At 68.8% G+C, this 9,670-nt stretch carries 13 protein-coding genes, 4 pseudogenes and 1 other annotated feature; of the genes and pseudogenes, 8 read left to right on the forward strand and 9 right to left on the reverse strand.

Features of this window, described 5'->3' with window-relative positions:
- The first annotated feature begins 55 nt into the window (after window positions 1–55).
- Entirely contained in the window at window positions 56–496 is a 441-nt protein-coding gene (locus tag CCR87_RS05765; RefSeq protein ID WP_201156612.1) for a DUF934 domain-containing protein, read from the forward strand.
- Window positions 497–987: 491 nt separating this feature from the next.
- Window positions 988–1,266, forward strand: coding sequence for a hypothetical protein (locus tag CCR87_RS05770; protein ID WP_201156622.1), 279 nt, complete (start codon window positions 988–990; stop codon window positions 1,264–1,266).
- Window positions 1,221–1,375 (forward strand) — a sequence feature (AL1L pseudoknot). Its footprint overlaps the gene before it by 46 nt.
- Before the next feature lie 196 nt (window positions 1,376–1,571).
- On the opposite strand, the pseudogene CCR87_RS05775 reads toward CCR87_RS05770, so the two are convergent.
- Window positions 1,572–1,810 (reverse strand): annotated as a pseudogene (locus tag CCR87_RS05775) (transposase); the annotation flags it as partial.
- 83 nt (window positions 1,811–1,893) lie between these two features.
- Between CCR87_RS05775 and CCR87_RS17175 the strand changes: the two are divergent.
- Window positions 1,894–2,286: pseudogene (locus CCR87_RS17175) on the forward strand (IS3 family transposase); the annotation flags it as partial.
- Window positions 2,287–2,343: 57 nt separating this feature from the next.
- Here the strand turns inward: CCR87_RS17175 and CCR87_RS05780 are convergent.
- Window positions 2,344–3,081 (reverse strand): annotated as a pseudogene (locus CCR87_RS05780) (phosphoenolpyruvate carboxylase); the annotation flags it as partial.
- Between the two features lie 179 nt (window positions 3,082–3,260).
- Between CCR87_RS05780 and CCR87_RS05785 the strand changes: the two are divergent.
- Entirely contained in the window at window positions 3,261–3,476 is a 216-nt protein-coding gene (locus CCR87_RS05785; protein ID WP_242511882.1) for an AbrB/MazE/SpoVT family DNA-binding domain-containing protein, read from the forward strand.
- Window positions 3,473–3,853 carry a PIN domain-containing protein gene (locus tag CCR87_RS05790; protein WP_201156615.1) on the forward strand — a complete coding sequence of 127 codons (381 nt, stop codon included), beginning with the start codon at window positions 3,473–3,475 and terminating at the stop codon, window positions 3,851–3,853. The genes CCR87_RS05785 and CCR87_RS05790 overlap by 4 nt, the downstream gene beginning before the upstream one ends.
- Here CCR87_RS05790 and CCR87_RS05795 read toward each other — a convergent pair.
- A complete protein-coding gene (locus CCR87_RS05795; protein ID WP_242511879.1) occupies window positions 3,843–4,172 on the reverse strand; it encodes a DUF7697 family protein in 330 nt (109 codons plus the stop codon). The two genes, CCR87_RS05790 and CCR87_RS05795, sit on opposite strands and share 11 nt — an antisense overlap.
- Window positions 4,173–4,182: 10 nt before the next feature.
- Between CCR87_RS05795 and CCR87_RS05800 the strand changes: the two genes are divergently transcribed.
- Entirely contained in the window at window positions 4,183–4,470 is a 288-nt protein-coding gene (locus tag CCR87_RS05800) for a DUF3489 domain-containing protein (RefSeq protein ID WP_420850148.1), read from the forward strand.
- Here CCR87_RS05800 and CCR87_RS05805 read toward each other — a convergent pair.
- From CCR87_RS05805 to CCR87_RS05820, 5 genes and pseudogenes are all read right to left on the reverse strand, one after another.
- Entirely contained in the window at window positions 4,428–4,700 is a 273-nt protein-coding gene (locus CCR87_RS05805; RefSeq protein ID WP_201156616.1) for a hypothetical protein, read from the reverse strand. The two genes, CCR87_RS05800 and CCR87_RS05805, sit on opposite strands and share 43 nt — an antisense overlap.
- A gap of 117 nt (window positions 4,701–4,817) precedes the next feature.
- Window positions 4,818–5,882, reverse strand: coding sequence for a hypothetical protein (locus tag CCR87_RS05810; RefSeq protein WP_201156617.1), 1,065 nt, complete (start codon window positions 5,880–5,882; stop codon window positions 4,818–4,820).
- A gap of 224 nt (window positions 5,883–6,106) precedes the next feature.
- Window positions 6,107–6,745, reverse strand: a complete 639-nt coding sequence (locus tag CCR87_RS05815; protein ID WP_201156618.1) for a 2-hydroxychromene-2-carboxylate isomerase — start codon at window positions 6,743–6,745, stop codon at window positions 6,107–6,109.
- A gap of 72 nt (window positions 6,746–6,817) precedes the next feature.
- Window positions 6,818–6,970, reverse strand: coding sequence for a DUF7220 family protein (locus CCR87_RS17490; RefSeq protein ID WP_420850149.1), 153 nt, complete (start codon window positions 6,968–6,970; stop codon window positions 6,818–6,820).
- A gap of 23 nt (window positions 6,971–6,993) precedes the next feature.
- Window positions 6,994–7,311, reverse strand: a pseudogene (locus CCR87_RS05820) (hypothetical protein); the annotation flags it as partial.
- Window positions 7,312–7,555: 244 nt separating this feature from the next.
- Here CCR87_RS05820 and CCR87_RS05825 point away from each other — a divergent pair.
- Complete coding sequence (locus tag CCR87_RS05825) at window positions 7,556–8,275, forward strand: TetR/AcrR family transcriptional regulator (RefSeq protein WP_242511880.1); 720 nt, start codon at window positions 7,556–7,558, stop codon at window positions 8,273–8,275.
- A gap of 62 nt (window positions 8,276–8,337) precedes the next feature.
- Window positions 8,338–8,808, forward strand: a complete 471-nt coding sequence (locus CCR87_RS05830; protein ID WP_201156619.1) for a RidA family protein — start codon at window positions 8,338–8,340, stop codon at window positions 8,806–8,808.
- Here CCR87_RS05830 and CCR87_RS05835 read toward each other — a convergent pair.
- Window positions 8,805–9,670: amidase family protein (locus tag CCR87_RS05835; protein ID WP_242511881.1), on the reverse strand; the 866-nt coding region annotated here is incomplete at its 5' end. The genes CCR87_RS05830 and CCR87_RS05835 overlap by 4 nt on opposite strands.

Genomic DNA, 9,670 nt, shown 5'->3' on the forward strand with positions numbered 1-9,670 from the left:
CGCCTGAAGCCCGCCGCCCCCGCACCCGTCCCGCGCCAACCCGATGGAGACCGCCATGCCTGTCCTCAGCCTCTCCGGCCGCCCTGCGCCCGAGCCCGCCAGCTTTCTCCGGCCCGAGGGTCTGCGTGACGCGGCCGTCGGGGCCGGTCCGCTGGCGCTCGATCTCGATAACACCGTGGATTTGACCGCGCTGGAACCTGTGCTGTCGCGCCTTGGCCTTGTCCGTATCGCCTTTCCTGGGTTCTCGGACGGTCGCGGGTTCAGCCTCGCGCGTCGGCTGCGGCAGCTGGGCTATCGCGGCCGCTTGCGTGCGCTGGGCCGGGTGATCCCGGACCAGCGCGCCGCGCTGCTGGGCAGCGGGTTCGACGAGGTCGAGCTTTCGGCGGAAGACCTCGACCGTCTCGGCGGTACGGGGGTCTGGACCGTTCCGGTTGCCGAGACGCCCTTCCGCCGACGTCGCGCGCGAAACGCCACGCCGACGGCAACGGCCGCCTGAGCCTGCTTCGAGCCGGAGCTCTGCGCGGGCCACTTGTCGGCTTGCGTGATGTCCACCGGCTGGAAAAGCGCGTGATTTTCGTTCGATCTGCGGGCGTCCCCCGAGTGATGTCGGGCGCCCTTTCTCCCAACCCGCCGCCGGCGTGCAGGCTGTCGGCTCCACAAGGTGGCGCGAGCACATCCGCTGGAAGCTGCGGTTGAAGCATCGCTCCTTGCCCACCAGCACCGCGTCGACCGCCGTCGACCCTCGCCATTGTTCTTGAACCATGTATGGATGGCCCCTTGGCAAGGGCTTTGTTCGGCCCTCTGAACTGCCCGGGGCTTGCCGGGGGGCAAAACTCTCGAAGGATGCCCTCCCATGGACATGAAGAAGACCACGACGAGCCCGTACCCGGCCGAGTTCCGCGCGCGGGCGGTGCAGATGGTCATCGACCATCTCGACAGTTACGCGAGCCTGACGGCCGCGGTGCGCGACATCGCGGCCAGGCTCGGTTGCTCGCCCGACAGCCTGCGGGTCCGGGTCACAAGCAGTCTCAGCGCGATACCGGCCGGCTTCCCGGGCCCAGCACCGCGGAGAAGGCGCGCATCAAGGAACGCGAGCGCGAGAACCGCGAGCTGCGGCAAGCCAATGAGATCCTGAAGAAGGGTGAGCCAGTGAAGGCGGTCGCCCATCGCGGCGCCATCGGTTCGAGCCCGATGGGCGACGGTTCAAGCCCACTGGCGAACGCATGTTTTGCCCAGGCGGAGCTCGACCGCCCGTTCCGCAAATGATTGCGTTGATTGAAGAGTTCCGCGAGGAATATGGGGCTGAGCCAGCGCGGCGCCACCGGTTCGGGGCCGCTGGCGGAGGCCGATCTGCAGGACGCTGCCGATCGCCCCGTCCAGCTGGTACGAACGTAAGGCTGCACAACGTGATCCCGCGCGCCGATCGCCGCGGGCGCGACGCGACGCCGGGCTGAGAGAGAAGATCCGGGAGGTCTGGACCGCCAACCGCGGGCTCTAACAGGTCGCTGAAATAGTCCGGCGGCTGGACGGATTTCCCTTCCATCGCTGTTGGATCTGGCCGCCCCGGGGCGGTCGTCGACCCCAAGCCCCACGAACCAGCGGAACATCAGGGTGTAATCCATCTGCTCCATCAGTTGCCGCTCGGAGCGCACCGAGAACAGGATCTGCAGCAGGCTCGCCCGGATCAGCCGCTCCGGCGGGATCGAGGGCCGGCCCTCCGGATCTGCCGTAGCGGATGGCGCGCCGGAATCCGCGCTTCGATGTCGACATAGCTGAACAGCGACCCGCTCGTCTCGTCCGCGCCCCGCATCCCAACCCCTCCGGCAACCGCCCAAGCGGTGAATCATGTCCCTCAACCGCCATCCAGAGCTGGGTTCTTCAGCGGCCTGTTAAGGCGCCCGGAAGGTCTGGTTCGCTCTGGACCGCGCCGGCGTCCAAGTGGCCCGATGCACGGAGGAGCGGTGGATAGCGTGAGATGGGACTGCGAGGGGGGTGCGCGGCAGGAAGGTCGTGACGACCAACCCCGACACCGCACGACCCTGCCCGGATGACAAGGTCAACCGCGTCGTCCACGCCGACCGGCCGAACCAGCTCTGGGGCGAGCCATTGTTCGCCATTGGTTCAAGAACAATGGCGAGCGATTTTACGTATGTTCCAACCTGGTCGGGCACGGTCTGCGTCGCACCTCGCCATGGTCACTCGGACCGGTGGCGTTCCCATGGCTCGATCATCGACGTGTTCGCACGGCGGATCGTTGGCTGGCGCGTGTCCACGTCGATGACCACCCGGGTCGGCCTCGCGCAGCGCTGCCAGTCCGGCGCCCAGCCCGTACCAGGCCGGCAGGCCGAAGCGCGACTGCGCCCAGGCAAAGACCCAGGGGATCGCGCGCAGGTCCTCCAGCGTGCGCTGCCCTGTCCGGCGCGCCGGGCGCGACCCGATGCGGATTTCCTCGATCGCATCGATGGGCGTGGCCTCGGCGAAGAAGTCGAGGAATCCCTCGGCCTCGACCAGCTGGCGCCAGGCGATGCGGGCCTCGGCGGCCAGCTGGGTCATGGCGGCGACCAGATGGGGCGGGTCCTCGGCCCCTGCCAGCGTCGCGCCCAGCGTTCCGGCGCACAGGAGTTCCAGCTCATGCGCGGCGGTGACACGGTTGGCGTATTTCTGGGCGATGGTCTCGCCCTGTTCGGTCAGGCGCAGGTCGCCGGCCAGGCTGCCCCGCGGCAGGGCACCGAGGAAGCGGTGGGTCGGCCCCGCGCCGCGGCCGATGCTGCCGCCGCGGCCGTGAAAGAAGCGGATGCGCACGCCGCGCGCCCGGCCGACCTCGGCGATGGCGGCCTGCGCGCGGTGGATCGCCCAGACGCTGGCGGTAATGCCGCCGTCCTTGCCGCTGTCGGAATAGCCGACCATCACCTGCTGCACGGGTTCGCCCGCGTCGGCCTGCCGCTCCAGCGACCGCCGCACCATGGGCGCGGCGAGCCAGGCGGCGAGGATCGCTGGCCCCGCCTCCAGATCGTCGATGGTTTCCAGCAGCGGCACCACAGGCAGGGGCAGCCACGGGCCGTCCGGATGATCGTGGCGCAACAGCCCGGCCTCGCGGGCGAAGAGGGGGACGGCGAACGCCTTTCAGCTCGGAACGCACCTGCTGGCCGCCGACCGCCGCAAGGCGGACGCTGACGGGCTTCTCGGTTATCAGCCAGTCTCCTTGCTTTCGCCAAATTTTCGTCTTACGTCTACGGTATCGATCAGTTTAGAGTATGATCATGGTGGAGACCGCGACCCTGTCCTCGAAGTTCCAGATCTCGATCCCCAAGGCGATCCGGGCGGCGCAGCACTGGGAGGCCGGGTTGACCTTTGCCTTCATCCCGAAAGGCACCGGGGTCCTTCTGGTGCCGGTGCCGAAGCGGGAGGCGCTGAAGGGTCTCGCGCGCGGGGCCTCCCCCACCGACTATCGCGACCGCTCGGACCGGGTCTGGTGATCCTTGTCGACACGTCGGCGTGGATCGAGTGGCTGATCGGATCGCCGACGGGTGAGGCGCTGTCCGAGCATCTGCCCGAACAGGCCGACTGGCTCGTCCCGACCATCGTCCAGCTGGAGCTGGCGAAGTGGCTGACCCGCGAGGTCGGCGAGGACAAGGCCGATCAGGTGGTTGCCTTCACGCAGGTCTGCCGCGTCGTCCCGCTCGACACCGAGACCGCGCTGGCGGCGGCGGAGGCCTGCCGCGAGCACAAGCTCGCGACCGCCGACGCCATCATCTTCGCAACCGCCCGCGCGCAGGGCGCGACGCTCCTGACCTGCGACGCGCATTTCGAGGGCCTTGCCGGCGTCAGGCTGATCGAGAAGATCAAGACCTGAAGCTCGGGCCGCCACTCGCCGCCAGTGCCGCGTTCAGTTTCTGAACCATGACGGCCTCGCTGGCGGGCAGAAGTGCGGCCATGGCGAGCGGCGGCACGCCGAGCGACCGGCCCAGCGCCAGTGCAGCGCCCATGTCCCAGCCGACCATCGCGCCGGGCAGGATCCGCAGCTGGCCGCCGAGCCGTTGCGCCGGGTCCCAGACTTGCACGCCTTCCCAGGTCAGCGGCCGGTTCAGCCGCGCGGGGCAGTCCGGGCAGGCTTGCGCCTGGAAGCCATCCGCATCGAGCCAGTGGTCGCGCGCCGTGACCGGGGCGCGCAAGGCCAGGCCGGTGGCGGATGGAGAACCCACCGCACCGGGCCCGGAGGATGCTCCGAAGCCCGTCATCCCCCGCACGGGCACGAGGCAGGCGCAGATCATCGCGCTGTTGCAGCGCCCCGAGGGGGCCGCTACCGCCGAGATCGTGGTCGAGACGGGCTGGGCGGCTCATTCCGTCCGGGGCATGGTCTCCGGCACGCTGAAGAAGAAGCTGGGACTGCCCGTCATCTCCGAGAAGGTCGCGGGTCGGGGGACCGTCTACAGGCTGGACGCTGCCTGCGGCCTCGCCTCGTTGACCTGATCACCCGCAGTGCTCCTGTTGCGGTCAATGTTTTCCTGCAGAACCTGCTCGGCCCGGTGGATCTCCAACAGAAAGTCGACTTCATTCCCGCTCAGGGCAGCGATGTCGGCGCGCTCGAGGTGCTGTCCCGCGGCAGCCTTAGCCAGCCCATCGCCGGAACACTCCCAGGCCGCCTTCACGGCACGGGAGTATCCTTGATGCCTCGCGATCACGTCCTTGCCCTGGGTCATGACGGCTATCCACCAGAAAGCCAGACAACGACCGCCACCGCATGATGGTTCCGTCGGCAACGTCGAAAACCAGCCACGTCCTTCGGCACAGTCCAGGGCACCATGCACGGCGCCAGGTCAGTGGCGGTAGACATCACGCTCTGACACGCCGAGCGCCAGGAGCTTGTGGGGCCCCCACGCCTCTTCGGTCGCGGCGATCCAGCCGGCATGATCTCGTTGCACCTCGCCGGTTCGAGGCCATGACAGCCATCGCTGCACGGGCTCCGGCAAGGCGGCGCCTCCGGCATCGAACCCCAGCAGGTCGCGCCCCAGCGCCTGGATCTGCTTGAGCGCGATACGCCCGTCAGCCCTGCCGCCAAGCTGCATCTGCGGCAGAAGCTCCAGCGTGCGCTTCGGCAGAGCCGAGGGTTTGTGACCAAAGGGCACCGAGAACTCCCACCCGCCCAGCAGAGCCACAGCCTGCGTCTCGGGGTTGACGAAGACGCTGGTGGCATCGATGCAGCCATGGGCCTGGCCAGCCCAGTCGAGCCATTCTGCAATGCTCATCAAGCCGGACACGACCCACGCGAGGTCTTGCGGAGCAAAGCAGCGCCCCGTCCTCGCCCCGTGCTCAAGGAGATCCTGCAGCAGGATGCTTCCCTGGGGCCGCCGGTAGATTTCCAGCCGGTCTCCACCCTCGAGGGGGAGGATCGACAGCAGTTGTGGCAAGGCGGGTGCAAGGTCCTTGCGCATCCGGTCGTCGGCAAAGGGCAGGGCTGAGACGAAGCATTCTCCGACCCCGGCGAGGTGCACATTCTCGGCGGCAAAGACCCGGGCGACGGTTCCTGGTGTGACAAGGATGTCGCCGGCATGGGCATGTCGCTGGGAGAGAACGCGCACGCGGCGCGCCGATCCGCCGGTCAGATGAAAAACCCTTTCGCAGGTGGCTGGCTCAGCGATGTCCGGCGCGGCAGGTGCTAGGGCCGATCTGGACTTCCATTCGAGTAGAACCCTCAGGACATCGCCCGCCGCCGGATCGGCATTGCGATCAGGATGCCAGGCAGCCAGCATGGCGTTCAGGCGTTTCCTGCAACTGGGTGTGCCGACCTCCAGAAGCGTTGCCATCCCGGCGCCATCCAGAGCCAGAATGTCGCTGGCGGCAAGGGCCAGCGCTTCTTGGTTGGTGATCCTTCCGGTTGTCATGCATCCGCCGCGCCTGATGATCGCAACGTACGTCCTGTCATGGGAAGAGGGCACATATATGGCCAGAGCGTTGCAGCGCTGTGGCGAGGGCTGGAGCGCCTCGAACAGCCGACGATGGTCTGCCCACGATGGGCACCGTCTGCAGGCTCGGCCTCGACTGACGCGTCACGGTTCGACCCAGTACCAGGGGAGCCCGGCGCGCCTCGATCGGCCCGAGGCCGTGGTCAACCCACCGCTGGATTGGACCAGCGTGATGCCGCGAAGGGGCGAGACAACGCCCGCTCGACCAGTTCAAGGCGATCCTGGCCATAGAAGGGGTCCCCGTCGACGATGTAGGTGGGCGAGCCGAAGATGTTGTGCGCGCACGCCCAGCGCGTGTTCTCCTGCAACTTGTCCTGAACCGGTTTCGACGCCGCGTGTTTCAACAGCGCATCCGCCTCGTGCCCCAGGTCCGCGGCGATCTTGCCCAGTCGCTGTGGGTCCGACAGGTCCGCATCAAAGCGCCAATGGGCTTCGAGCAGCGCGTGCGCCATCATGTCGGTGTCCCGGCCGGACTCTCCGAGCGCCAGGATCATGCCCGAGGCAAGGCTGTAGTCGGCGTCGTGATATGTCGGCCGGAAACTGATGATCGGAACGCCCCGATACTCCGCCCACCGCTCGATCTCGCGGCCGAAGAAATAGTCCACATGGGCCTGCGATCGCGCGCGGAAGGGCTGGCCGCCTTGCGCCTCCATAACCCGAGACAGCCGGACCGGCCTGTGGATCAGGGTCACGCCGTGATCGGCGCAAAGTTTGCCCAGCGTGGCGGACCCGAGGTAGGCGAAGGCCGAGTGAGCCGAATAGACATACTCGATGACGGGCATTCCCCATGATCCCATTTCTGCAACGAACGCCAGCAGCGTGACCGACCGGACGGCCCGCATGGCGACGCCAGCCTATCGGGTCCTGGCCGCTTCGAACAGCCGACGCAGCACGTCGCTGCGCAGGAGCGCGATCCCGGTGAAGACCGCGCCGATGGCAAGGCTCTCGCCGAGGCTCGGATGCAGGCCGAACCACGGGAACACCAGGAGCTGTGTCGCTACCGCCAGCGCCTGTCAGGGCTGGGCTACACCTCCATCGGCGCACAGCGCGGCACGGCGCCCGGCAGCCGGACGGGGGTGAGCCCAGCGCGCGCCAGTTCCGCGACACGGATGGCCGTGCGCTAGCCGCCCAGTGCGTCGGGCATGCCGGCGACGGTGGCGGCGATCACCTCGGCGTCCTCGTGGGTGCCCCCGCCGACCTTGTGCTGACCGCCGTCGATCTTGCAGCCCAGCGCGGCGGACTGCAGCAGGACATGTTCGAGGCCGAAGCCGAAGCCATGACCCCGTTCCCGGTCTGGGCGCTCGGGCAGCTCCAGCTGCGCCTTCTTGACCCGGAACGCCCAAGGCATGCGGGCTGCCGAACCCCGATGCGGGGTGCACTGTGGAAGCAAGAGGGAAGGAAGCCCCGCGTGAGACGGCGAAAACCGCGTCCGGCTGCCTGGTGCGTGCGTGAGTTCGCTACAGGGTGATCCGTTCCCGGGCGCCGCCCTTGTGCGCAATCCATCAGTGGGTATGAAGGTCTGGCGGTCCCGGCACGGTCGAGCAAGCAAGCATTGCGGCGGGCCATGGTCCGAGCCAGTGAAAGGCCGGCGGATGGAACTGCCATTGGAGCCGCTGACGATGGATAGTCCCCCCACTGCACCGCGCAAGCCGGCAGCCAAGCCACGCAACCCCGAGCGGACGCGCGCGCAGATCCTGGCGGTGGCGTTGCGGGAGTTCGCCCGCCATGGCTTCCACGGCGCGCGGGTCGAGCGCATCACCAAGGCGGCGCGCTGCAACCCGCGGATGCTCTATCACTATTTCGGCAGCAAGGAGCAGCTCTATCTCGCCGCCCTTGACGAGGTGTATGCCGGTATCCGGGCGCAGGAGCGCAGCCTCGACCTCGAAAGTGGCCCACCCGAGCAGGCCATGCAGCGGCTGGTGGAATTCACCTTCGACTTCTTCGCCACGAATGACGTGTTCCTGCGCATGACGCGGAACGAGAACGTCCTCGGTGGGCGCCATATTCAGCGATCACGCATGATCCGTGACATGTCGCAACCGCTTCTTGACGCCATCGGCCGGCTGGTTGCGCGCGGACATGCGCAGGGTGCCTTTCGTGAGCGCGTCGATCCCCTGCAGCTCTATGTGAGCATTGTCGCGCTCAGCGCGCACCACCTCAACAATGCCGCGACACTGTCGGCGACCTTTGGCACGGACCTGACCGACCCAGCCTGGACGCGGGCCCGACGCGACCATGCCGTGGCCATGGTGCTGGGATACCTCGGCGCGGATGGCCGTGGGCGACGCCCTGACACCGAGGCCGGGACTTGACCGCACCCGCCCGGGCTGGCACGCGTCTGAGGTAAGAGAACACTTACCTTCGGAGGCACGGGATGGGACGCATCGACCAAAGGCTGGAGGAACTGGGGCTGGTGTTTCCCCCGCCCTGGACACCCCGGGGCGCCTTCCTGCCGTTCCGCAGGGAGGGGACGCTGGTGTTCCTCTCGGGGCAGATCTGCGAGTGGGACGGCAAGGTCACCTGTGTGGGGCCGGTCGGGCCGGGCGGTGTCGATATCCCCACCGCCCAGGCTGCGGCCAGGGTGTGCGCGCTCAATCTGCTCTACACGCTCCGGATGGCCTGTGACGGCGACCTGGATCGGGTCAGCTCGGTTCAGCGGCTGGGCGGCTTCGTGAACTGCCTGTCCGGCTTTGGCGACAGCCCGGCCGTCATCAACGGGGCGACGCAGGTCTTCATCGACGTCTTCGGCGAGGCAGGGCGCCATGCCCGGACGGCCGTCGGGGTGTCCGGCCTGCCGGGCAATGCATCGGTGGAGGTCGATGCGGTGATCGCGCTGGCGGACTAGCCGACCTGCGCCATCAGATCGCCCAGCGGCAGGGCCGGGCGGGGCAGCGGCGGTGCCAGCGGCGCGAGCGCTGCGCCCGCCGCCAGAACCAGCGCCTCCTGCCCGGGCCGGGCGGCCAGCATGACCGACCGCGGCCGCCCGAGGGTGTCCAGCCCCCAGGGCAGCGCGAGCAACGGGCCGGCAAAGACCGTCCACGGGGTCAGCAGGTTCTGGTATCCGGTGCCCGCGTCCAGTGACGGCGCACCGTCCGGGACGGGCGGGGCCAGCAGCAGGTCCACCCCGTCCATCTCGTCCCAGAACCGGCGCCGGGCCGCGGCCAGACGCTGCCGTGCCGTGGCGACCTCGGCGCGGTCGAGCGTCTGCCCCTCGGCCAGTGCCGCGGCGAAGCGGGGGCGCAGCCGGTCCGCGGCGGTGTCCAGCAGATGGCCATGCCCGGCGGCAGCTTCGGCCAGCATGACGGTGCGGTGATCGGCGACGATGGCGGCAAACGACAGCCCCGTCCCGGTATGCGCCAGCGACAGACCCAGCCCCTTCAGGGCCCCGGCGGCCTCGTCCAATGCAGAAAGCGCGGCGTCGGACATCGGCGCGTCGGGATCCAGCGGCGCCCGGCCCAGCCGCAGCCCGCCGGCAAGGCGGGCCAGGGGCGCAGCGCCGGTGCAGGCCGCGAAGGCTGCCGCCGCAGTCTGCACATCGCGGGCAATGAAACCGGGCGCGTCGAAGCTGGGCGCGAGCGGGGTCATGCCCCGGGTCGGCAGCACGCCGATGCCCGGCTTCAGCCCGACCGCGCCGCAATAGGCGGCCGGCCGGCACAGCGATCCGGCCGTCTGTGTGCCCACCGCAAGGTCGAGCATGCCTGCCCCCA

Source organism: Rhodobaculum claviforme, assembly GCF_016653255.1.
Taxonomy (GTDB): domain Bacteria; phylum Pseudomonadota; class Alphaproteobacteria; order Rhodobacterales; family Rhodobacteraceae; genus Rhodobaculum; species Rhodobaculum claviforme.

What these genes read in the sequence shown, in the direction of transcription:
- CCR87_RS05765 (WP_201156612.1), top strand. Translation starts at nt 56, where the DNA reads ATGCCTGTCCTCAGCCTCTCCGGCCGCCCTGCGCCCGAGCCCGCCAGC.
- CCR87_RS05785 (WP_242511882.1), top strand. Translation starts at nt 3,261, where the DNA reads ATGGTGGAGACCGCGACCCTGTCCTCGAAGTTCCAGATCTCGATCCCC.
- CCR87_RS05805 (WP_201156616.1), bottom strand. Translation starts at nt 4,700, where the DNA reads ATGACCCAGGGCAAGGACGTGATCGCGAGGCATCAAGGATACTCCCGT.
- CCR87_RS05810 (WP_201156617.1), bottom strand. Translation starts at nt 5,882, where the DNA reads ATGACAACCGGAAGGATCACCAACCAAGAAGCGCTGGCCCTTGCCGCC.
- CCR87_RS05815 (WP_201156618.1), bottom strand. Translation starts at nt 6,745, where the DNA reads ATGCCCGTCATCGAGTATGTCTATTCGGCTCACTCGGCCTTCGCCTAC.
- CCR87_RS05825 (WP_242511880.1), top strand. Translation starts at nt 7,556, where the DNA reads ATGGAACTGCCATTGGAGCCGCTGACGATGGATAGTCCCCCCACTGCA.
- CCR87_RS05830 (WP_201156619.1), top strand. Translation starts at nt 8,338, where the DNA reads ATGGGACGCATCGACCAAAGGCTGGAGGAACTGGGGCTGGTGTTTCCC.